Here is a 22327-nt window from a genome sequence, read left to right on the forward strand (position 1 = left end):
CCAAGAGCAAGTTCCTGAAATACAAGAGCCTGCTTGAAAAGAGCGAGGGTCGCCGTGCATGGTACGAACCAACCTTTGAGGAACAGTTTGAGAAGTTCTTCGCAGACACGGACTGGAACAAGGTGGACTCCAATGTAGAGCGTCTGCCGTACCTTGCGTATATGCTTGGAAAGAACACGAAGACTATCGTTGACAAGCCTGCCGATGACAGCGATCTTTTCACATTTGCCGCTGATGAGAACTGGAAGGACAAGCTGAACGGCGATAAACTGAGAAATCTGTCTGCTCTTATTACTGACTATGAACGGTGTCTGTCACGCATCAGAGCCTGCGATCAGCCAGTCAAGGACAGACAGCGCAGGAACGACATTCAGCGAATTCTGTACAGCCGTGGTCAGGATCGTGAATACGACGCAGATATGCTGTATACCCTGTTTCAGGGCACACCGCCCGAGAGGATATCTGCTATCAGGCAGGAGTTGCAGGCTAAAAACTGGCATTTGACTCCAAAGGAACAGCGTGATGATCTGTTAGCTGAGTGGCTGCCTGAGCTTGAACGGTATTATCCGCTTTTCAGCGACTTCCGTTTCGGCGGTTACCGTGTTCTAATTGATCTCATAGCTGACATTGACGATGAAAACAACCTCACGGACAGGAAATGCCTTATCCGTGACGTTGATTCCGCAAATTTCAGACAGCTTATGGAGACTTACCTCAATAAATCCGTGAATGTGTACTACCGTGATGCGGTTGCTGCTGAGTGCCGCAAGCTGATTGAAGCCGTAATGAAGGCTGATGAAGCGGTCAGGTACATCGTAGCTCTGGGCAAAAGAAAAGTGCTCTTCGATCTGCTGTATGACAGGATCGAAAAGCACGTCAGGAGGGAGAAATAATGCTGAACGAAATTGAAGAATTCAAGGCTTATACGGGCAAGCCTGTTTACAAGTGCAGCGGTAAGCGTGACCTTTCCTTCCTCGGACGTTTCAGCTTTGAAATGATGAAGGACTTCACAGGTCTGAGCCGCGTGCTGACTATAATCGCTCGGGGATATATGTTCGGAAACGGCAATCCCGATGTGGACTATGCACGGCGAGCTCTGTGTGCGTGGTGCAGTATCCCCGACAAAAAAACTGCCGCTCCGAAGGAGGAGTGGCAGTTCAGGACTGATTTCAGAGATTTGCATGAAGAATTCCCCGAATTGGTGGATAAGACTGGAAAAGGCTGGTTTTACAGGCACGTTCACAAGGTCGAAAAGTTCATCACCAAGAACAGCGAAAACATGAGCAAGACTACTCTCTCCAACGCTGAGCCGCTTAAAACCAGATTTGATGCTGCATGGAGTGCAAAGGTCAAGCAGTATCAGGTGTCACTTTACTCGCCCGAGACCAAAGGTGCGTGGGTTCTGCGGTTTGATGATGTGCTTGCGGATGCCCTTGAGCTTGGACCGCTGGCAGATAAGACAGTTTCCTTCTCTGATGATGAAAAAGAGCGTATAAAGGGACTGCTGCCTGACGGTCTGCCTTATGAGGTCGCGGAAACTGTTATCGCTTACTGCATCGCCAATAAGCCTGACGATTCGGACTATGTTATCCTTCCTGTTTCCAACTTTGACGCTTACTTCGGGAATACCAGCTTCAGCCACAAGTGGCTCAATTTGTTCCCTGATACTTTACTTGAACGCGATAAGCAGAGCTTTGGGGTGTGTAGGGCGAGACTGCGTTTAATGTAACTCATGTATGGTTCGTAGTTAATATTTATCGCATATATTTTCAAAATAGATTGATTTTATTATTATATTATGTAGGTGAATGTAATGAAGATAGGATTTATAGGTGCTGGAAAAGTCGGCTTTTCGCTTGGAAAATATTTTGCAGAAAACGGTTTGGAGATATCGGGATATTACAGCCACTCGGAGAGTTCTGCCCTTGAGGCTGCCGTATTTACAGGCTCGGAGCTGTTTGTGTCCGCGGAGGAGCTTGTTTCCGCAAGTGACGCAGTTTTTCTCACAGTTTCCGACAGCGACATAACAGAAATATACAACTCTCTGCCAAAGGAACTTCTTTGCGGCAGACAGATATGCCATTGTAGCGGAGCGATGTCAGCGGAGGAAGCGTTCCCGAATATAGCAAAATACAGTGCAAAAGGCACATCAATACACCCTCTTTTCCCCATAAGCAGCAAAACGGAGTCCTACAGGGAGCTCCACAATGCTTTTTTCTGCATAGAGGGTGACTGCGCTAAGGAATGGAGCGCTATACTCTCGGATATGGGCAATCCTACGCGCATTATCCCAAGCGATATCAAGAGCCGCTATCATGCTGCTTGTTCTGTTGCAAGCAATCTCGTCTGCGGACTTATGGCGGAAAGCGCAGAGCTCCTTGAACAGTGCGGATTTACTGAAGAAGAAGCTCTTTCAGCTCTTGAACCTCTTGCAATGAGCAATATGAAACGTATCTTCACAGTGGGACCGACTGCCGCCCTTACAGGTCCTGTGGAGCGCAACGACGTATCTACGGTTAAAAAGCATATCGCCTGCATAAACGGCGGGAATGACTCCGATATCTACAGAGCGGTCTCGAAAAAACTGACAGAAATGGCTAAGGAACGTCACCCACAGGCAGATTATACAGAAATGGAGAAGCTCCTTAGGTAATTGTCACCAAAGAAAAGCCTTTTGTTCATATTTTATTCACATTTATATGTTATACTTCTTCTTGTATCTTATCCAGGCAATGGAAAGGTAACATCTTTTAAGGAGAAAATTGAATATGAAGAACACTATTTCAACCCTTCTGAAGCAGAAGCAATCAGGTGACAAGATCACGATGCTTACTGCTTACGACTACACAACAGCGAAGATCATCGACGAGTGCGGCGTAAATGCCATACTTATCGGCGATTCACTGGGCATGGTAATGTTGGGCTACGAAAACACGCTCCCTGTGACTATGGAGGATATGATACATCATACCGCCGCAGTTTCAAGAGGTGCGGAAAATGCTTTCATCGTAGCCGATATGCCGTTCATGTCCTATCAGGTCAGTGTACAGGAGGCTGTTATCAATGCAGGCAGACTTATCAAAGAGGGCGGCGCCAATGCTGTAAAGCTTGAAGGTGGAGCCGAGGTCTGCGAGCAGATAAGAGCTATCGTGAATGCGTCCATTCCTGTTGTTGCACATCTGGGACTTACTCCACAGTCTGTAAATGCCTTCGGCGGCTTCAAGGTACAGGGCAAGAGCCTTGACAAGGCAAGAAAGCTCATCGACGACGCCCTGATAATACAGGAGGCAGGCGCCTGTGCAGTAGTTTTAGAGGGTATCCCCGCAAAGCTTGCGGATATCATCACAAGAAAACTCTTTATACCGACAATCGGTATCGGCGCAGGAAAAGGCTGCGACGGGCAGGTACTGGTATATCAGGATATGCTTGGACTTACCACAGGTCATACTGCTAAATTCGTAAAGCATTTTGCTGATGTGGGTACGGTAATGCGTCATGGTATCGCTGATTATATCAGTGAGACCAAAGAGGGAGCATTCCCTGCCGAGGAGCATACCTACGCTATTGAAGATGATGTTATCGAACAGCTTATGAGGGAGGAAAAGTGAAATGAGAGTAGTTAAAACCATAGATGAAGTCCGCACACAGGTAAAGGAATGGAGAGCACAGGGGCTCACCGTGGGACTTGTCCCTACAATGGGCTATCTCCATGAGGGACACGCAAGCCTTATCGACGCTTCTCACAGAGATAATGACAGAACAGTTGTATCTGATTTTGTAAATCCCATGCAGTTCGGCCCGACGGAGGACCTTGAAAGCTATCCCCGCGATATCAAGCGCGACGCAAAGCTCGTTGAAGAACATGGCGGCGATATCATTTTCAATCCCGAACCTTCCGAGATGTACCATGAGGGCTTCTCTTCTTTCGTTGATATGACCGTGCTCACACAGGAGCTCTGCGGTCTTAGCCGTCCCGTTCATTTCCGCGGCGTATGCACAGTAGTATCCAAGCTTTTCAATATCGTAAAGCCCGACCGTGCATATTTCGGCAAGAAAGACGCACAGCAGCTTGCAGTTATCCGCCATATGGTCGACGACCTGAATATGGATATCGAAATAGTCGGCTGTCCTATCGTCCGTGACGCAGACGGACTTGCAAAGAGCTCACGCAACACATACCTTAACGAAGCCGAAAGAAAAGCTGCACTTGTACTCTCTAAGGCAGTATTTCTTGGCATGGATATGGTCAGAAAGGGCGAAAAGGACTGCTCTGCAATAATCGGAGCTATGAAAAAGCTCATAGAAGCCGAGCCTCTCGCACATATCGACTACGTTAAGATAGTCGACTGTGCAACAATGCAGCAGATAAAGGCTCTCGACCGTCCTGCGCTATGCGCTATGGCTGTATATATCGGCAAAACACGCCTTATCGACAACTTCTTCACCGAAGACGTATAAGGAGGCTGCTATGGAAATATCAATGCTCAAAAGCAAAATACACCGCGCCGTTATCACTCAGGCGGAGCTCAACTATGTTGGCAGCGTCACTATCGACGAAGAGCTCATGGAAGCCGCAGGGCTTTATGAATACGAGCGCGTACATATATCAAACGTAAACAGCGGAAGCCGTATTGAGACCTATGTTATCGCAGGCGAACGCGGAAGCGGAGTTATCTGTCTCAACGGTGCAGCCGCACGTTCAGGACAAAAAGGCGACCATGTTATCATAATGGCATATGCGAACATGACCCCCGAGGAAATAAAAACTCACCGTCCAAAGGTAGTTTTTGTTAGCGATAAAAATGAAGTTGTAAGGTTAGCCGATTACGAAAAGCATGGAGAACTGAGATAATAGATATCAACTATATCCGAATAATTATAGACTGCATGATATGCGAGCAGGATAATAAATAATATTATGGCACTGTGATGAAAGCTTCTTAACATTGAAGCAATATCATCACAGTGCCGTTTTTATATAAATAGGCAGGGAAACAATTTTCAAGTGCCAGTTTGAACAAGTCAACGCTCATACAGATGTGGCACGGAAATGTTTCAGATGACAAAATTGGATTAACATTTAAATATTATATAGAGAAATTTACGATATATTCGCTGATAAATTCATCTTAAAACTTGACAATTTCTCTAATTTGGGTTATAATTATTATAGAAAAATGGTTTTGAAAGGAGCTGTTATCATGCCGAATATTGTACCTATTTCAGATCTAAGGAATTATTCTGCTGTATTGCAGGACGTTGCAGTAGGCTCACCCGTTTATCTTACCAAGAACGGTCGCGGCTGCTATGCAATCGTTGATATTAAGGAGCAAGAAGAGTATGAGCGTACAAAAGCAGCACTCCGCCTGATGTGTGAATTGGAAGAGGGAAGAAAATCAGGAGAACAGGAAGGCTGGATCACCTCCGATGATATGAGGAAGCATTTTGGGGCAAAGAAAGCATGAATAAAATCGTTTACTCTCCGAAAGCACAGAATGATCTTGACGAGATTTGGGCTTATATTTCTAAAAAATTGCTGAATCCTACTGCTGCCGAAAGCACGATAAATGGTATTCTTGATACAGTAGATGCTTTGCAAGAGCATTCGGAGATAGGAAAGCCTCTTTATTTCACATCTGATATGTTCAGCGGATATCGTTTCCTTGTTTATAAGAATTACCTTGCATTCTACCGAACAAGCGCAGAAACCATATATATAGATAGAATCATTTATGGTAAGCGTGATTATATGCGGCTACTTTTCAGAGATTTGGATCGAGCATAAAGATAATAAATCCACTATCGTGACCTATCCCTCAGGTCCATATGAACGCAAGTTCATGCAGGTTCAAGTCCTGTTATCCGCACCAGCGCCTCACAAAATGTGAGGAGCCCAGCTTGTCAATAAACCCCAAAATCATGACAGATATCAACGAAAACGCTCTCCATCAAGCAACGTGGAGAGCGAATTTTTTGGACAGTATAAATCTTCCACCAGTTCATAGATATGATCAAAATCCACTGCCTTGTCTATCTTCCGAAGCAAATGCTTTTGGGGTACAAATTGATCTATGCAGAAAAATTCCATCTGGCTCCTGTTTTCCATGGATCGTCGTTACAGCCTGTAAGCAGGAGCGCCGACAAAAGAAAAACAGGTATAAGCCTTTTCATAAATGTCACTTATTATTTTATAGCAACAGGCAGCCGCTTGGACTGCCTGTCTGTTTTGTTATACTGGATCAAGCTCGTTGCTTATGGTGATAACGTCCTCGTTGTCGAATTCGATGATCTCCACTTCGGGAATAATATATTTCTCCATGATTTTACCTCCATTTCATCAAAGTTTAATTAATTCACTCAGCAGACCAGACATAGCTTTGACTATTATCAATGGAAGCAGTTGGAGTTACAAAATCTAAATTATAATTATTGAAACATAAAGCCTCAACACAATTAGAATCTTTATAAATATTATTCTGGTCGGCTGCCCAGCCTTGCTGACTCGCAAGTTGTGCCCATGTCATGCCTTCTGTGTAAGCATATTCTGTACCGTTAATTGTAACTTTCATGGTTTGAGCAGACGCGTTCAGCCCCTCAGCAGCTTTCATATAAGCATACAGAGCCTTTGCCATTGTCACGTTTTTGTCGGAGCTTGCACTGTTCGTCAGCACACGGTATACCCATATATAGCCGGAAACATTGAAGCCGTCGATCGTCTGGGGCTGTCCAATTGTGATAGGTGTCAGGTCAGCAACCTCGGAATACTTGCCGTTGCTGTTCTCCTCTGTGCCGTTGTCGCTGTAAACACGCAGCTTCACCTTTGAATTGAGCACCATTGAGACCTTGTTGTCACCAAGAGCGTCGCTTGCTTCCTTATAAGGTGCAAGTTCTTCATTGGTCGGCGTTGACAGTGCAGAAAGGTCATTTGTACCCTCTTTGAAGTAGTTGTCAGCCGCATAGCCGTAGTCTCTTGTGGCGTTCAGCATTGCCTTTGTCTTGTCATCAAGTCCGTCAGTGCCAGAAGCCGCGGTAATGTAATCGTCCACAGAATACGCAAGCTCTGTGACCATTTCTTCGCCCTTGTAAAGCTCGGCTATGATCTTCTCATTTATGTCCTTTGCATTTATGTTTGCGGTCGCATAGAACTTTCCGTCCTTTTCGTTGAGAGCGACTTCCGTGCCGTTCTCATCGCAATTGCCCGTAAACTTGACCTTGTATTCAGACGCAGTTGTGCTGTCGATGTTGTCAATGTAGAAATTCAATCCGAATCCGTCATCGAGGGTGACACTTACGCTGGAGAATTTGTTGATCTTATCTGAAGTCGGTAAAGCGATCTCAACAAGTGCACTCGCATAATCCGTTTCCATTTTACTGTTCAGATCTTCCGCAAGAATGTATACATTATAGGAATCGCCGAGATCAGACGGCAGATCAAATGTACCAGAGCCATTTGATGCAGAATAGTCACCCGTCAGCGGTGCATAGTACAGAATCTTTACACCTGATTCGGTATAGTCCTTATCCGTAATAAGTACAGAAACTTGTTCAGCATTGATACCATCCGAATCGTCAGCATCGTTGACAGTATATGGCACTGTTATGGTATCACCATTCTTTGTGACCGTTCCTGGAGTAATAGTGGTGTTTGCGTCTTTCAGCGTCAGCTTATATTCATTGCCATATTCTTCGGCGGAATTAGAATTGATATTTGTAGAGAAAAGAATTGAACTTAAATCAACGTTGAAAGCGGGGCTGATTCCGGTGGGGGTATACATTCCCATTTTCCCTAAATTACCGTTATTTCCTACGTAACTACTGCCTGTACCCCCACCCTCGTAGTTAGGAGAGCGCAGCAGCCAAGCACCAGTCGTTTTGACCCTTTCCTCTGCCGTCCCGTAGCCGTATTCAGGATTACGTGCTTCCCAACCTTCTAACAAGAAAACACGTTCACCAGTCAAGTTGACACTTGTGGTTGACTTGACTCCCTCAGTAGTTCTTTGACTTTCCACTATGGATTCTTTTTCTAACGCAGAAAAAACGCCGTTCTTATTGTAAAACTGATCTCCATTCAATTTGTTTTTGATCCCACTTCCCAACCACATATCAGTGTTGGGAGTTTCACTTTGATCATCAAATCCGTACCAAGCACCGGACGAACCTGTCTCTTCCTTGATCCACACTCCTGAATTAGATTGTTCAGAAGAAGTAGATTGTTCAGAAAATGCGGCATTAAAAAGTGACGTATCACAATCGAGGAATATAGTGGATGATCCATAATCTGTTGTATTTGGCGCAAGAACACGATACCTGACAGGACTTCCATCATATTTCCCGTAATAAACATAGTTTCCCGACCACTTACTTTCATATTTAACATTTTCTTCTGTATTATTATCATTATCAAAACCATACCAAGCCTGAGATGATCCATCTTCTTGAACAAATATAATATCTGAGCTTTGAGCTGATTTCTTTGGTGATTTTATTCCTGATGTACATAGTGTAGTGTTTTGAGCATTTTTATCAGAAAGAACAATCAGATGCAAAGTAGATTCTTTTTGAATATTATAATCTGAGAGGGTTTTGTCATTTTCAACAACAGCGCCTGCATAAATAAGTTTTTGTTTAATGGGAGAAATGCCTTCTTTGTCCTGGATTTTTGCTTTGACATTCTCGATCGTATCAGATGGTTCAACGTCAAGTGTAATTGTTTTTCCGCCTATCTGCACTTTAACAAAAATCTGCATAGCATGAGCCGTAATTGCATAGTTGTGGAAAAGTCCTTCCATCTCAACTTGCGCAGGTACAGCGCCTGCTACAAGAGTAAATGCAATCACGAATGCCGCGGTTTTCTTCCATAACTGTTTCATAAACTCATTCCTCCTTGATTTTAGTTTTCATAGAAATAAAAAAATCTTTTTCTTGTTTAATTATACTATATTTCGCCGTGATTTGAATGAACGTTTTGTTAACAAATTATATCATATGTTGTTTTAATCTAGTGTTATACAACTTGTAATTTTTGCAACTGCATATTAATTTACATGCTTTATTTTTTCACTATCATGACCTCACCCTCAGGTCCATATGAACGCAAGTTCATGCAGGTTCAAGTCCTGTTATCCGCACCAGTGGGAATACCACGCAGGTTGTTTTGCGCTTCGCATATGGTGAAGCGCATTTTTACTTAGCACATGAAATGTTACATATATCGTAACACATATACAGCTTTTTAATATGGCACAGGCAGACTGCGGCTCAGAATATCCGAGCCGTGTTTTTTTGTTATATTCGGTACTATATACAATTGACTTATTTACATTATTATGGTATAATGTATACATAAATTTGCGGATTTTTTCGCATATAAGGAGGAGTTTATGTTAGATCGTGAAAAAGCATCAGGAATTGTTGCTGAATACAAACAGGAACACATAATGAAGTATTTCGACGAACTGAATGAAGAAGAAAAGGAGGAGCTGTTAAAGCAGATCGAAATCACGGACTTTTCAGTACTTTCAAATCTTGACGGAAATAAGGAAAATATCGCACGTGGCACCTTTGAACCTCTCGGCGCTGTTACTATAGACGATATTTCCGCCAACAGCAGTGAATATATAGCTATCGGAACCGAAGCTATAAAGGCGGGAAAAGCCGCAGCAGTACTTCTTGCGGGCGGACAGGGAACAAGGCTCGGATTCGACAAGCCAAAGGGAATGTTCAAAATAGGCGTTGAACAGGAACTTTATATTTTCCAGTGTCTGATAAATAATCTCATGGATGTTGTGAAACTCACAGGTACATGGATCCCTCTCTATATAATGACAAGTGAGAAAAACAACAAGGATACCATAGATTTCTTTGAGGAAAAGAATTATTTCGGCTATGCTCCGGAATATATCAGATTCTTTATTCAGGATATGGCGCCGTCAGTTGACTTTGACGGAAAGATCCTTATGGAAAGCAGATCAAAGATCTCTGTTTCACCAAACGGAAACGGCGGCTGGTTCTCGTCACTTGTAAGAGCAGGGCTTCTTAATGATATCAGAAGCAAGGGCGTTGAGTGGATAAACGTTTTTGCAGTTGATAATGTTCTTCAGCGTATCTGCGATCCGAGCTTTATCGGAGCTGTTATCAAATCGGGACTCCAGTCAGGCAGTAAGGTGGTAAGCAAGGCAGCTCCCGAAGAAAAAGTCGGTGTACTTTGTCTTGAGGACGGAAAGCCTTCAATAGTCGAATATTACGAAATGACCGATGAAATGAGGACACTTGTCAACGAAAAAGGCGAGCTCGCATACAAATACGGAGTTATCCTCAATTATCTGTTCAATGTTGCAAAGCTTGAAGAAATATGTGACCAAAAGCTTCCTGTACACATAGTAGACAAGAAAATACCGTTCATGGACGAAGAGGGGAACTATATTATCCCTACATCTCCCAACGGACATAAATTTGAAACTCTTGTCCTTGATATGGTACATATGCAGGACAGCTGTCTCGCATACGAAGTTATACGCGAAAAGGAATTTGCTCCCGTAAAGAACGCAACAGGAGTAGATTCCGTTGATTCGGCAAGAGAGCTTCTCAAAGCAAACGGAATCAAAATATGATCTCAAAGCGGCACTTCCTGCAAAGGCAGTGTCGCTAATATGTTTAACAACAAGTAAGGATGCACATGAATGATTAAACTTCTGAAATTTTTAAAAGGCTACAAGAAAGAGCTTATCTTAGGTCCTTTTTTTAAGCTCCTTGAAGCCATTTTCGAACTGACAGTACCTTTGGTAATGGCAAAGATCATTGATAAGGGAATTGCTGGCAACGATGTTAACTACGTAATAAAAATGAGCCTGCTTATTGTAGTACTCGGCATATGCGGTCTGTGTTTCGCTCTGACCTGTCAGTATCTTGCCGCAAAATGCGCTTACGGATTCGGTACCGAACTCAGAACAGCCTTATATAAGCATATCAACACCTTATCATACAGCAGTATAGATAAGATAGGCACATCCTCTCTTGTAAACCGTCTTACCAATGATACGAATACAGTACAGAACGGAGTTAATATGTTCATCAGACTTGCGGTAAGAGCTCCTTTTCTCGTGATAGGAGCTGCTGTAATGGCTGTTTCCATAGATCTTCGGCTGTCATCAGTATTTTTTATAGCAGCACCGCTTATATCGGCAGTTATCTTTCTTATAATGAAAAAAACTATCCCAATGTACAAAAAAACTCAGCAAAACCTCGACCACGCTTCTATGCTTACACGGGAAAGTCTTGAGGGCGCGAGGGTCATACGCGCATTTTCACGTCAGGATGAAGAGATCCGTGAATTCAAGGAAGCTGTTGACGATATTTCGGCTCAGTCAATAGCAGTCGGAAAAATATCTGCAATACTCAATCCCATAGCATTTATGGTAATGAACCTCGGTATAGTTGCAGTTATATGGTTTGGCGGAAAAAGAATAGATATCGGCGGACTTACGCAGGGCGAGCTTACAGCCTTCACCAATTATATGACACAGATACTTCTTGCGCTCGTAGTTCTTGCCAATCTTATCGTTATATTCACAAAGGCATTTGCATCTGCAAACCGCATAAGCGAAGTGCTTGCATTAGCACCTGAAGAAAACGGAGAAATCAGAAATATAGAAGTACCTGATAAAAAAATCATTGAGTTCAATAATGTAAGCTATGCCTATGAAGACTCGGGAGATTCGTCCGTAAAGGGTATAAGCTTTTCTGTTAACCGCGGAGAAATGCTGGGAATCATAGGTGCTACAGGCTGCGGAAAGACCACTCTTGCAAATCTGATACCCTGCTTCTACAGAGCAACAGAAGGTTCTGTATCCGTATTCGGCAGGGAAGTAAACAGCATTTCACACGATGAGCTCCGAAGAAGAATAGGCATAGTCCCGCAAAAGGCTGTTCTTTTTACGGGAACTGTACGTGATAATATGAAATGGCGCAAAGCAGACGCAACTGATGAGGAAATAATTTCAGCTCTGAAAACTGCTCAGGCGTGGGACTTTGTGAGCAAAACTCCAGACGGACTTGATACACACCTGTCTCAGGGCGGAAAGAACCTTTCGGGCGGTCAGAAACAGCGAATTTCCATAGCAAGAGCACTTGTGGGAGGTCCTGATATAATCATTCTTGACGATTCAACGAGCGCACTTGACTATCGGACAGACCTTGCGTTCAGAAGAGCTCTCCGAACAGATCATCCCAATACAACGGTCATCATGATCTCACAGAGGACAACTTCGCTTAAAGATGCAGATAAGATAATAGTAATGGACGACGGTGAAGCAGTCGGCATAGGAACACATGAGGAGCTCATACAGAATTGTCAGGTCTATAATGAGATCTACCGTTCACAAATGAATCAGAAGGAGGGAAAAGCCGATGCTTAAAGTACTTAAAAGAGTTATGGCTTACGCTCGTCCGTATCTGAAATATTTCGTTCTAACCATATTTTTTGCACTTGCAGGCATATCGCTCTCACTTGCTGTACCCGTATTTATCGGCGAAGCCGTTGACTGCTGTGTGGGGAAGGGGAGCGTAGATTTCAACAGACTTGTTAAGATCATAGCATTTCTCGCTTCAATAGTAATTGCAAGCACTTTGTTCCAGTGGCTTATGAGCCTTTGCAGCAATAAACTCGCATTTTTAACTATCCGCGATCTGAGAGCCGATATTTTCAGCAAGCTTGAAAGAGTTCCTCTGAGATATATCGACAGGCATACAAAAGGCGAGCTCACAAGCCGTGTCATAAACGATATAGAGATAATCTCGGACGGTTTATTACAGGGCTTTTCACAGCTTTTCAGCGGTATCATAACTATAATCGGCACACTTATCTTTATGATGACCATAAACGTAAAAATAGCCGTCGTAGTTGTAATACTGACTCCGCTTTCATTCATTGCCGCTTCAAGGATAACAAAGGCTTCACATGACTCATACATGAAACAGTCAAAGCTTCGCGGTGACATGGTAAGTCTTGCGGAAGAAATGGCAGGGAACCAGAAAATAGTAAACGCATTCGTTTTCGGCGAAAGAGCGGAAGAAAAATTCGACACGGTCAACAAAGCATACGGAAAGATAGGCGCAAAAGCAACTTTTTTCAGCTCCATGACAAACCCGACCACACGTTTTGTCAATGGTCTGATCTATGCGGCAGTTGGATTGCTTGGAGCTCTCGGCGTTATAGGGCGTTTCCCATTTCTAGGCACTATGACCGTCGGAAAGCTTTCAAGCTTCCTTGCATATTCCAACCAGTACACAAAGCCCTTCAACGAGATCTCGGGCGTATTTGCCGAGCTTCAGAACGCCGTCGCCTCAGCACAGCGTGTTTTCACCGTCCTCGACGAAAAGGAGATATCCGACGATTCCTATAAAGAGGAGCTTGCTTCATGTGACGGCAGCCTTAAGTTCAGCGATGTATTTTTCTCGTACACGCCAGAAATAAAGCTTATCCAAAACTTCAATCTCAATGTCAGACAGGGACAGCGTGTAGCGATAGTCGGTCCCACAGGCTGCGGAAAGTCCACAATAATCAATCTACTGCTTCGCTTTTATGATATAAACAGCGGAAGTATCGAAATATCAGGCAAAAACATATACGACATCACACGCGACAGTCTTCGCAGTCAGTTTGGCATGGTATTGCAGGAAACATGGGTATTTACTGGTACTGTTGCCGAAAATATCGCCTACGGAGCTCCCGATGCTGCAAGAGAACAAATAATAGAAGCCGCAAAAGCTGTATATGCACACGGCTTCATAAAAAGGCTTCCAAACGGCTACGATACCGTAATAAGTGAGGATTGCGGACTTTCACAGGGACAGAAGCAGCTTATCTGCATCGCAAGGATAATGCTCATGTCTCCACCGATCCTGATACTTGACGAAGCTACGAGCTCTATTGACCTCAGAACAGAACAGCGTATACAAAAAGCATTTATAAAGCTCATGGAAGGCAGAACGAGCTTTATTATCGCTCACAGACTTTCAACTATCAGGAATTCCGATGTTATCCTCGTTATGAAGCAGGGAAATATCATAGAACAGGGAAGTCATGAAGAGCTCATGAAAAAAGGCGGTTTCTATTCAGAGCTTTACAACAGCCAGTTTGCATCTTGATATATAATAAGGAGATAGTAAGATGAATAAAGAATGGTCCGAACTCAATAAAACGCTCCAAACGAAGCTGAAAAAGGAAGAAACCTTTACAAACGGCATTGAAACTCTTTGTAAACTGAGAGATCAGCTTATGGAAGAACTGCTATTATTCAGGAAAGAACTGAAAAGAGAAGACTTCAATGCAATCCCGTTCATAAACGCAGACGGATATCATTCCAAGACCATAGCCTATTCAATATGGCATATTTCCCGCATAGAGGATATAGTCGCACATACGATCATAAACAATGACGAACAGATCTTCTTTGCAGGGAATTACAAGAAACGCATCGGTTCACCGATCATAACAACGGGAAATGAGCTTGTAAAAGAGCAGATATCTGATTTTTCCGGGCAATTGGAGCTTGACGAGCTGTATGCTTAAATTTCGGAAGTAAAAACCAGCACCGAGATCATATTAAAAAATTTACCATTTAATTCAATGAAGAATAAGATATCTCCCGAGACAAAAAAGCTGCTTACAGACTTAAATGTTGTCAGCAGCGACGAAAACGCAGTGTGGCTCATTGATTATTGGTGCGGAAAGGATATCCGCGGACTGATACAAATGCCCTTTTCACGCCACTGGATAATGCATATAGAAGCAAGCCTGCGTATAAAGAGCAAATTATACAAATGATCTTCTGTTTTATCCTGAAAACATTTTATCGCTTTCAGGATATTTTCTTTTATATGGAGTCTTTTTTGACTGCACAAAAAATACTTTGTTTAATTCTTGACAAACTGACAGAAATGTTGTAAAATTATAATGTATTTTTTATATATTGAAAGGAATGATCTTCAATGGGTTCAACTTTAACTGAAAAGATCCTTAAGGCACACCTTGTTGACGGCGAGTACATCAAGGGTCAGGAGATCGGTATACGTATCGATCAGACTCTTACTCAGGACGCAACTGGTACGATGGCATATCTTGAATTTGAGGCGATAGGCGTTCCTCGCGTAAAGACAGAGCGCTCTGTGGCATACATAGATCATAACACTCTTCAGAGCGGCTTTGAAAATGCCGATGACCACAGATTTATCGGCAGTGTCGCAAAGAAGCACGGTATCTACTTCTCACGTCCCGGCAACGGTATCTGTCATCAGGTACACCTTGAGCGCTTCGGTATTCCCGGAAAGACTCTTATCGGTTCTGACAGCCATACTCCTACAGGCGGCGGTATAGGTATGATCGCTATAGGTGCAGGCGGACTTGACGTTGCAGTTGCTATGGGCGGCGGCGCTTACTATATAACCTGCCCGAAGGTCGTTAAGGTTGAACTCACAGGAAAGCTTCAGCCATGGGTAGCCGCAAAGGATGTTATCCTCGAAGTCCTCAGAAGATTATCCGTTAAGGGCGGCGTAGGAAAGGTAATAGAGTACTGCGGCGAAGGCGTAAAGACACTTTCTGTCCCTGAGAGAGCAACTATCACAAATATGGGTGCAGAGCTCGGCGCTACAACATCTATATTCCCGTCAGACGAGATCACAAAACAGTTCCTCAAGGCACAGAAGCGTGAGGAAGTATGGACTCCTCTCGCAGCAGATCCCGACGCCGTTTATGACGAAGAGCTCACGATCGACCTCAGCAAGCTCGTTCCTCTTGCTGCCTGTCCTCATTCTCCCGACAACGTCAAGAGCGTTGAGGAGATAGGCAGACTTAAAATAGATCAGGTATGTATCGGTTCATGTACGAATTCTTCGCTCCTTGATATGCTCAAGGTAGCTTATATACTCAAGGGCAAGACCGTAAATCCCGATGTATCGCTTGCTATTGCTCCCGGTTCTAAGCAGGTCCTCAATATGCTTGCTCAGAACGGTGCACTTTCGATACTCATAGACGCAGGTGCAAGAATACTCGAAAGTGCCTGCGGTCCCTGCATCGGTATGGGACAGTCACCTAACTCAAAGGGTATCTCTCTGCGTACATTCAACAGAAACTTTGAAGGCCGTTCGGGAACAAAGGACGGACAGATCTACCTCGTATCTCCTGAAATGGCTGCTGTTTCAGCTCTTACAGGCTACCTCACAGACCCGAGAGAGCTTGGCGATATGCCTGAATTCAAGCTCCCCGAGGAATTTGTTATCAACGACAATATGATAGTTCCTCCCGCACCTGTTGAAGAAATGGACAGCGTTGAGATACTCCGCGGACCAAACATCAAGCCTTATCCGGAGACAGCTCCGCTCCTCGAAACCATCGACGCTCCTGTTTCACTCAAGGTAGGCGATAATATCACTACAGACCATATCATGCCCGCAGGTGCGAAAATACTTCCTCTGCGTTCAAATATCCCGAAGATATCACAGCACTGCTTTGCAGTCTGCGACGAAAGCTTCCCCGAGAGAGCAAAATCACTCGGCAAGAGTATAATCGTCGGCGGTTCCAACTACGGGCAAGGCTCTTCACGTGAGCACGCTGCACTTGCACCGCTTTACCTTGGAGTAAAGGCTGTACTTGTTAAATCCTTCGCACGTATCCACCGTGCAAATCTCATAAATGCAGGAATCCTTCCTCTTACATTTGTAAATGAAGCTGATTATAACAGCATTTCGCAGGGCGACGAGCTCGTTCTTGCTGATGTAAGGAAATCAGTTGAAAGCGGAAAGAGTGAGCTCACTGTTCTCAACAAGACAAACGGCAGGGAAATCCCCGTACTCTGCGAGCTTTCGGGACGTACAAAGGATATCATGCTCGCAGGCGGACTTCTTGACTTCACAAGAGAGTCGATGAAGTAAAAATAGTGCTGACTGTAAAGTACTATGGATATAAAAGAAATATTTAAAGATATCGTAACAGATGTGAATGACAGCAATCAAAGGATCAAGTCAGACAGAAGGGAAAGGGTGATCATCCCCCTTAATCTCCGTCAGCGCGCAGGAGAGTATCTCGGCGGCTGGCTGGCTATCATTTTTCCGCAGTTTATAGGCTTTATCCTCGGACTTGCCTTAACAAGGATGATAGGACTTCACGGAGCCGCCTATCCGGTAATCGGCGGACTGTGTGCCCTTGCTGCGGGAACATATAAAAGTATCTCATTTGACAGGATATCGTTCGCACCCGCTGTTGTCAGAAACATCATACTAATGCTGCTTTTCTGCGGAGCGCTTGCATTTATTGATCTGCTCAGCCGTGCCAAGGCTTAATGAACTTTTATTTACGGAGGTATGAACCAATGGCAAAAATCACCATGAAAACGCCGCTCGTTGAAATGGACGGCGACGAGATGACAAGAATTCTCTGGCAATGGATAAAGGAAACTCTCCTTGAACCATATGTAGAGCTCAACACTGAATATTACGACCTTGGACTCAAAAACAGAGAAGAGACAAAGGATCAGATCACTCTTGACTCCGCTGAAGCTACCAAAAAGTACGGCGTAGCGGTAAAGTGTGCAACTATCACTCCTAACGCTGCAAGAATGCCCGAATACAATCTCACTCAGATGTGGAAATCTCCAAACGGCACTATCCGTGCAGCACTTGACGGAACAGTTTTCCGTACTCCTATAATAGTAAAAGGCATAGAGCCTTATATTCCAACATGGACAAAGCCGATCACCATTGCCCGTCATGCATACGGTGACGTCTACAAGAATACCGAAATGCGTGTAAGCAAGGGCAGCAAGGCTGAGCTTGTCGTTACTGACGAAAACGGAAATGAGACCCGTGAGCTTATCCACGATTTTACAAAATGCGACGGTATAATACAGGGACTTCACAACCTTGATGCTTCTATTGCAGGCTTTGCAAGAGCCTGCCTCAACTACGGACTTGATCTCAAGCAGGACGTATGGTTTGCATCAAAGGACACTATCTCAAAGAAGTACGATCACCGCTTCAAAGACATTTTCCAGGAGATATTCGATAAGGAGTATAAGGAAAAGTATGAAGCAGCAGGTATTGAATACTTCTATACCCTCATAGATGATGCTGTTGCAAGAGTTATCCGTTCGAACGGCGGATATATCTGGGCTTGCAAGAACTACGACGGCGACGTTATGTCGGATATGGTATCAACAGCCTACGGAAGCCTTGCAATGATGACATCCGTTCTCGTTTCACCCGACGGTATCTATGAGTATGAAGCAGCTCACGGAACAGTACAGCGTCATTACTATAAGTACCTCAAGGGCGAGGAAACATCTACGAACTCGGTTGCCACTATATTTGCATGGAGCGGAGCGCTCCGCAAAAGGGGAGAGCTAGATGGTACAAAGGAGCTCTGTGACTTTGCTGACAAGCTTGAAAAAGCAACTATACAGACCATTGAAGACGGAATAATGACAGGTGACCTCTATCTTATTTCAAAGCTTGACAATAAGCGTAAGGTTGACTCAAAGACATTCCTTGACGAAATAAAGATCAGACTCGACAAATTAATGAAGTAAGAGAGAAGGCATATTGTAATGTCAAAGAGCACAATATCCAATTCAGTCATAAGAAGACTACCTCGATATTATCGTTTCCTTGGTGAACTCGAGCATAACGGCTATATCCGCATCTCATCGCGTGAGCTTTCGGAGAAAATGGGGCTCACAGCTTCGCAGATACGTCAGGACTTCAATTGCTTCGGCGAGTTCGGACAGCAGGGCTACGGCTACAACGTAAGCGACCTTCGCTTTGAAATAGGCAAAATACTCGGACTTGACACCCTTACGCCTATGATACTTCTCGGTGCGGGAAATCTCGGAAAAGCAATCGCAACACACATTGATTTTCATAACAAAGGCTTTGACCTTATAGGAGCATTCGACGTTAATCCCGATATAATCGGCAAGGACCTCGGAGGGCTCAAAGTCAAAAGCATCGAAGAGGTAGGGACATTCTGTGCAGAAAACAAGCCTGTTGCCGCTATACTCTGCGTTCCCATGACGTCCGCCGAAAAGCTTGTGAATACGCTTATCGAATGCGGTATAAAAGCTTTCTGGAACTTTACCCACTATGACCTGAAAGTGCTGCATAAAGGCATTGTCGTGGAAAATGTACATCTTGGCGACAGTCTTACAACTCTTTCCTATGGCTTGAACAACCTTGAAAGCAATAATAAATGAACACGAAACGGAGCTTTGCATCAGAAGCTCCGTTTTTTCAAAATCATCGCATATATAGTGTGAAAAAAATATCAAACTCTCAGCAACATTATATATTAATCGGAATAAACATATTCCTTCACCTTGATGTCAATTATATGGCTTGCATAAAAAAGGTCAATTGTTTTATGCATATATAATAAAACTACTCGTTTGATATGTTTTGGTTCACCCTTCAGCAAAGACCGCAGGAAGATAAATAATGCCAAAAATAATATTGATTTACTATTTATGTACATTTTTTAGGCTGCTGATATATAAAACAATATATCATATAAAAGATTTATTAAGGTTTTAATAAAAAAGAATTGTTAATTAGATATCAATATCTGAATAGCAATATTCTTAAACTGAATTTGAAATAATCCCGAGATACTGGTATACTTATAATGTATACGATTGAAATTAAGGAGATAGTGTCATATTTTGCATTTTCTCCGCTAAATCTGTCTGGGAGAGTGGATATTAAAATGGATTACCGTATAGAACATGATTCAATGGGCGAGGTCAAAGTACCTAACGATAAGTACTGGGGCGCACAGACCGAAAGAAGTCATGAAAATTTCCTTATCGGCGTAGGCATCGAGACAATGCCGCGTGAGATAACACACGCTCTGGGAATTCTGAAAAAAGCTGCCGCAATGGCAAATTATGTGATAAAGCCCGAGAAAATGACTGAAGAAAAGCGTGACATTATCGTCAGAGTATGCGACGAAGTCATAAGCGGCTCTCTTAACGATCATTTCCCGCTTGTCGTATGGCAGACGGGAAGCGGTACTCAGTCAAATATGAATACAAACGAGGTAATTGCCAACCGCGGAAACGAGATCGCAGGCAAAGCTCTTCTTCATCCGAATGATGACATAAATATGAGTCAGTCCTCAAACGATACTTTTCCAACAGCTATGCATATATCCGCCGTTCTTGCGCTTGAGGACAGAGTAGTGCCCGCTGTTGAAGAGCTTATCAATACATTTATCAGGCTTGAAGCTGAAAATGAAGGCATAGTAAAAAGCGGACGCACTCATCTTCAGGACGCAACTCCTATCAAGTTCTCTCAGGAGATCAGCGGCTGGAGAGCTTCTCTTGAAAAAGATAAAAAAATGATACTTTCAGCCTGTGAGGAGCTCAAAGAACTCGCACTCGGCGGAACTGCCGTTGGTACAGGTTTGAACGCACCTAAGGGATTTGCCGAAAAGGCTGCGGAGAATGTCGGAAAGCTCACGGGAAAGGATTTCAGATCATCACCGAACAAATTCCACTCTCTTACTTCAAAGGACGAGATCGTTTTTGCCCACGGAGCATTAAAGGCTCTTGCAGCTGATATGATGAAGATTGCCAATGACGTCAGATGGCTCGCATCGGGCCCCCGTGACGGACTCGGAGAGATATTCATTCCCGAAAACGAGCCCGGCTCTTCAATAATGCCCGGAAAAGTCAATCCTACACAGTGCGAACAGGTAACAATGGTCGCTGTACAGGTAATGGGCAACGATGTCACCGTAGGTATGGCTGCTTCACAGGGAAATTTTGAGCTCAATGTCTTTATGCCTGTATGTGCATACAATTTCCTGCAGTCAGCAAGACTTCTTGCAGAATCCATAACCTCCTTCAATAAGAACTGTGCAGTAGGAATAAAGGCGAACAGAGAAAAGATGCACCACAATCTTCACAATTCTCTTATGCTCGTAACAGCCCTCAATCCTTATATCGGCTACGAAAACGCCGCAAAGACTGCAAAAAAAGCCTTCAAAGACAATATAACCCTTAAGGAAGCCTGCGTGGAGCTTGGTTTCCTTACTCCCGAAAGATTTGATGAAGTATTCCATCCCGAAGAGATGGTCTGATATATAATGAAAGGAAAAATGCGTATGGAAACCTTTACTTATTATCCCGGATGTACGCTGAGGACCAAAGCCAAGACTCTCGACGATTACGCAAGAGCATCTGCAAAAGCGCTCGGCATATCACTTGAAGAGCCTTCCGACTGGCAGTGCTGCGGCGGCGCATATACAACAGCAAAAGACGAAATCGCTACCAAGCTTTCGGCAGTAAGGACCTTAAATGCTGCAAGGGCAGCTGACAGACCGCTTATTACAGTCTGTTCCGCATGTCATAATGTTATCAAGCAGACAAATTACGATATATCGCACGATGAAGAATTTGCTTCAAAAGTAAATAACTACCTCAAGCTTGACGAGCCATACTGCGGAGAAGCAACAGTATATCACTATCTCGAAATGCTCAGGGACGTTATAGGCTTTGATGAGCTTGCAAAAAAGGTCGTTAATCCTCTTACGGGCAAAAAAATAGCTGCTTATTACGGCTGTCTGCTGCTCCGTCCTTCAAAAGCTCTTGCAATGGATGATCCGGAAAATCCGTCTATCATAGAAGACTTTATCCGAGCCATAGGCGGAACGCCTGTAATATATGCTCAGAGGAATGAGTGCTGCGGCGGATATATAGCTCTTGAGGACAGGGCTCAGGCACAGAAAAGAAGCAGCAATGTAATGAGGTCCGCAGAGGATCAGGGGGCGGAAATGGTCATTACTGCCTGTCCGCTTTGTATGTATAATCTGAAAAAAAACTCGGATTCTTCTCTGCCTGTATACTACTTCACCGAGATACTTGCTGAGGCTCTCGGAGCAAAGGAGGATGACAATGAATAAAAATCTCAAAGAACAGGTGCTGCGTTCATGCGGCGTAAACGTACTTAAATGTATGCGCTGCGGAAAGTGCTCGGGAACCTGTCCTTCTTACGATGAAATGGAATATCATCCTCATCAGTTCGTTTATATGGTCGAGCGCGGAGATATCGAGACACTGATGAATTCAAAGTCGATATACAAGTGCCTGACCTGTTTCGCCTGCGTTGACAGATGTCCGCGAAATGTAGAGCCTGCAAAGGTAGTGGAAGCAGTTCGCCTTGCAGCGATAAGGCAGCAGGGAAACAATCACATGAACCCGAATCAGATACCTGAAATGCTTGACGAGGATATGCCGCAGCAGGCTATAGTTACAGCATTCAGGAAATACATAAAGTAAGA

The 22327-nt window shown here is 43.9% G+C and carries 20 protein-coding genes and 1 pseudogene; 20 read left to right on the forward strand and 1 reads right to left on the reverse strand.

From position 1 onward, the window contains the following. From Q0R37_RS01210 to Q0R37_RS01245, 8 genes and pseudogenes are all read left to right on the forward strand, one after another. Positions 1 to 893: pseudogene (locus Q0R37_RS01210) on the forward strand (hypothetical protein); the annotation flags it as partial. Next, complete coding sequence (locus tag Q0R37_RS01215) at positions 893 to 1729, forward strand: hypothetical protein (protein WP_294750249.1); 837 nt, start codon at positions 893 to 895, stop codon at positions 1727 to 1729. The pseudogene Q0R37_RS01210 and the gene Q0R37_RS01215, both read left to right, overlap by 1 nt. 84 nt (positions 1730 to 1813) lie before the next feature. Further along, positions 1814 to 2653, forward strand: coding sequence for a Rossmann-like and DUF2520 domain-containing protein (locus Q0R37_RS01220; protein WP_294750250.1), 840 nt, complete (start codon positions 1814 to 1816; stop codon positions 2651 to 2653). Between the two features lie 115 nt (positions 2654 to 2768). Then, positions 2769 to 3608 (forward strand): 3-methyl-2-oxobutanoate hydroxymethyltransferase, encoded by an 840-nt coding sequence (gene panB, locus Q0R37_RS01225; protein ID WP_294750252.1) that lies wholly within the window; start codon positions 2769 to 2771, stop codon positions 3606 to 3608. Position 3609: 1 nt separating this feature from the next. Continuing rightward, a complete protein-coding gene (panC, locus tag Q0R37_RS01230) occupies positions 3610 to 4458 on the forward strand; it encodes a pantoate--beta-alanine ligase (protein ID WP_294750254.1) in 849 nt (282 codons plus the stop codon). Between the two features lie 10 nt (positions 4459 to 4468). Continuing rightward, the gene (gene panD / locus Q0R37_RS01235; RefSeq protein ID WP_294750267.1) at positions 4469 to 4852 is read left to right on the forward strand and encodes an aspartate 1-decarboxylase; all 384 of its coding nucleotides are present in this window, start codon (positions 4469 to 4471) and stop codon (positions 4850 to 4852) included. 349 nt (positions 4853 to 5201) lie between these two features. Beyond that, complete coding sequence (locus Q0R37_RS01240) at positions 5202 to 5465, forward strand: type II toxin-antitoxin system prevent-host-death family antitoxin (protein ID WP_024859351.1); 264 nt, start codon at positions 5202 to 5204, stop codon at positions 5463 to 5465. Further along, the gene (locus Q0R37_RS01245; protein WP_024859350.1) at positions 5462 to 5785 is read left to right on the forward strand and encodes a type II toxin-antitoxin system RelE/ParE family toxin; all 324 of its coding nucleotides are present in this window, start codon (positions 5462 to 5464) and stop codon (positions 5783 to 5785) included. Before Q0R37_RS01240 ends, Q0R37_RS01245 begins: the two co-directional genes overlap by 4 nt. 568 nt (positions 5786 to 6353) lie before the next feature. Here the strand turns inward: Q0R37_RS01245 and Q0R37_RS01250 are convergent. Further along, positions 6354 to 8870, reverse strand: coding sequence for a ubiquitin-like protein (locus Q0R37_RS01250; protein ID WP_294750272.1), 2517 nt, complete (start codon positions 8868 to 8870; stop codon positions 6354 to 6356). A 510-nt stretch (positions 8871 to 9380) separates the two neighbouring features. Here Q0R37_RS01250 and Q0R37_RS01255 point away from each other — a divergent pair. From Q0R37_RS01255 to Q0R37_RS01305, 12 genes are all read left to right on the forward strand, one after another. Continuing rightward, positions 9381 to 10610: a UDPGP type 1 family protein gene (locus tag Q0R37_RS01255; RefSeq protein ID WP_294750274.1), complete on the forward strand. Its 1230-nt coding sequence runs from the start codon at positions 9381 to 9383 to the stop codon at positions 10608 to 10610. A gap of 69 nt (positions 10611 to 10679) precedes the next feature. Continuing rightward, on the forward strand, positions 10680 to 12413 hold the full coding sequence (locus Q0R37_RS01260) for an ABC transporter ATP-binding protein (protein WP_294750276.1): 1734 nt from the start codon (positions 10680 to 10682) through the stop codon (positions 12411 to 12413). Further along, entirely contained in the window at positions 12406 to 14145 is a 1740-nt protein-coding gene (locus Q0R37_RS01265; protein ID WP_294750278.1) for an ABC transporter ATP-binding protein, read from the forward strand. Before Q0R37_RS01260 ends, Q0R37_RS01265 begins: the two co-directional genes overlap by 8 nt. Before the next feature lie 22 nt (positions 14146 to 14167). Further along, the gene (locus Q0R37_RS15610; protein WP_366517385.1) at positions 14168 to 14569 is read left to right on the forward strand and encodes a hypothetical protein; all 402 of its coding nucleotides are present in this window, start codon (positions 14168 to 14170) and stop codon (positions 14567 to 14569) included. A gap of 57 nt (positions 14570 to 14626) precedes the next feature. Further along, on the forward strand, positions 14627 to 14824 hold the full coding sequence (locus Q0R37_RS15615; protein ID WP_366517386.1) for a hypothetical protein: 198 nt from the start codon (positions 14627 to 14629) through the stop codon (positions 14822 to 14824). Positions 14825 to 14988: 164 nt separating this feature from the next. Beyond that, positions 14989 to 16926: an aconitate hydratase gene (locus Q0R37_RS01275; RefSeq protein ID WP_294750279.1), complete on the forward strand. Its 1938-nt coding sequence runs from the start codon at positions 14989 to 14991 to the stop codon at positions 16924 to 16926. A 24-nt stretch (positions 16927 to 16950) separates the two neighbouring features. After that, positions 16951 to 17334: a hypothetical protein gene (locus Q0R37_RS01280; protein WP_294750280.1), complete on the forward strand. Its 384-nt coding sequence runs from the start codon at positions 16951 to 16953 to the stop codon at positions 17332 to 17334. 29 nt (positions 17335 to 17363) lie between these two features. Then, a complete protein-coding gene (locus tag Q0R37_RS01285) occupies positions 17364 to 18578 on the forward strand; it encodes an NADP-dependent isocitrate dehydrogenase (RefSeq protein WP_294750282.1) in 1215 nt (404 codons plus the stop codon). 18 nt (positions 18579 to 18596) lie between these two features. Then, complete coding sequence (locus Q0R37_RS01290; RefSeq protein WP_294750284.1) at positions 18597 to 19241, forward strand: redox-sensing transcriptional repressor Rex; 645 nt, start codon at positions 18597 to 18599, stop codon at positions 19239 to 19241. A 509-nt stretch (positions 19242 to 19750) separates the two neighbouring features. Continuing rightward, a complete protein-coding gene (fumC, locus tag Q0R37_RS01295) occupies positions 19751 to 21127 on the forward strand; it encodes a class II fumarate hydratase (protein WP_294750286.1) in 1377 nt (458 codons plus the stop codon). Positions 21128 to 21151: 24 nt separating this feature from the next. Continuing rightward, positions 21152 to 21949 (forward strand): CoB--CoM heterodisulfide reductase iron-sulfur subunit B family protein, encoded by a 798-nt coding sequence (locus tag Q0R37_RS01300; protein ID WP_294750288.1) that lies wholly within the window; start codon positions 21152 to 21154, stop codon positions 21947 to 21949. Then, positions 21942 to 22325, forward strand: a complete 384-nt coding sequence (locus Q0R37_RS01305; protein WP_294750290.1) for a 4Fe-4S dicluster domain-containing protein — start codon at positions 21942 to 21944, stop codon at positions 22323 to 22325. The genes Q0R37_RS01300 and Q0R37_RS01305 overlap by 8 nt, the downstream gene beginning before the upstream one ends. The last annotated feature ends 2 nt before the right edge of the window (positions 22326 to 22327 follow it).

This window comes from uncultured Ruminococcus sp. (assembly GCF_946415235.1).
GTDB lineage: Bacteria > Bacillota > Clostridia > Oscillospirales > Ruminococcaceae > Ruminococcus.

Excerpts from the sequence above, each read along its gene's own strand:
- Q0R37_RS01215 (WP_294750249.1), top strand. The coding sequence starts at position 893 with ATGCTGAACGAAATTGAAGAATTCAAGGCTTATACGGGCAAGCCTGTT.
- Q0R37_RS01220 (WP_294750250.1), top strand. The coding sequence starts at position 1,814 with ATGAAGATAGGATTTATAGGTGCTGGAAAAGTCGGCTTTTCGCTTGGA.
- panB (WP_294750252.1), top strand. The coding sequence starts at position 2,769 with ATGAAGAACACTATTTCAACCCTTCTGAAGCAGAAGCAATCAGGTGAC.
- panC (WP_294750254.1), top strand. The coding sequence starts at position 3,610 with ATGAGAGTAGTTAAAACCATAGATGAAGTCCGCACACAGGTAAAGGAA.
- panD (WP_294750267.1), top strand. The coding sequence starts at position 4,469 with ATGGAAATATCAATGCTCAAAAGCAAAATACACCGCGCCGTTATCACT.
- Q0R37_RS01240 (WP_024859351.1), top strand. The coding sequence starts at position 5,202 with ATGCCGAATATTGTACCTATTTCAGATCTAAGGAATTATTCTGCTGTA.
- Q0R37_RS01245 (WP_024859350.1), top strand. The coding sequence starts at position 5,462 with ATGAATAAAATCGTTTACTCTCCGAAAGCACAGAATGATCTTGACGAG.
- Q0R37_RS01250 (WP_294750272.1), bottom strand. The coding sequence starts at position 8,870 with ATGAAACAGTTATGGAAGAAAACCGCGGCATTCGTGATTGCATTTACT.
- Q0R37_RS01255 (WP_294750274.1), top strand. The coding sequence starts at position 9,381 with ATGTTAGATCGTGAAAAAGCATCAGGAATTGTTGCTGAATACAAACAG.
- Q0R37_RS01260 (WP_294750276.1), top strand. The coding sequence starts at position 10,680 with ATGATTAAACTTCTGAAATTTTTAAAAGGCTACAAGAAAGAGCTTATC.
- Q0R37_RS01265 (WP_294750278.1), top strand. The coding sequence starts at position 12,406 with ATGCTTAAAGTACTTAAAAGAGTTATGGCTTACGCTCGTCCGTATCTG.
- Q0R37_RS15610 (WP_366517385.1), top strand. The coding sequence starts at position 14,168 with ATGAATAAAGAATGGTCCGAACTCAATAAAACGCTCCAAACGAAGCTG.
- Q0R37_RS15615 (WP_366517386.1), top strand. The coding sequence starts at position 14,627 with ATGAAGAATAAGATATCTCCCGAGACAAAAAAGCTGCTTACAGACTTA.
- Q0R37_RS01275 (WP_294750279.1), top strand. The coding sequence starts at position 14,989 with ATGGGTTCAACTTTAACTGAAAAGATCCTTAAGGCACACCTTGTTGAC.
- Q0R37_RS01280 (WP_294750280.1), top strand. The coding sequence starts at position 16,951 with ATGGATATAAAAGAAATATTTAAAGATATCGTAACAGATGTGAATGAC.
- Q0R37_RS01285 (WP_294750282.1), top strand. The coding sequence starts at position 17,364 with ATGGCAAAAATCACCATGAAAACGCCGCTCGTTGAAATGGACGGCGAC.
- Q0R37_RS01290 (WP_294750284.1), top strand. The coding sequence starts at position 18,597 with ATGTCAAAGAGCACAATATCCAATTCAGTCATAAGAAGACTACCTCGA.
- fumC (WP_294750286.1), top strand. The coding sequence starts at position 19,751 with ATGGATTACCGTATAGAACATGATTCAATGGGCGAGGTCAAAGTACCT.
- Q0R37_RS01300 (WP_294750288.1), top strand. The coding sequence starts at position 21,152 with ATGGAAACCTTTACTTATTATCCCGGATGTACGCTGAGGACCAAAGCC.
- Q0R37_RS01305 (WP_294750290.1), top strand. The coding sequence starts at position 21,942 with ATGAATAAAAATCTCAAAGAACAGGTGCTGCGTTCATGCGGCGTAAAC.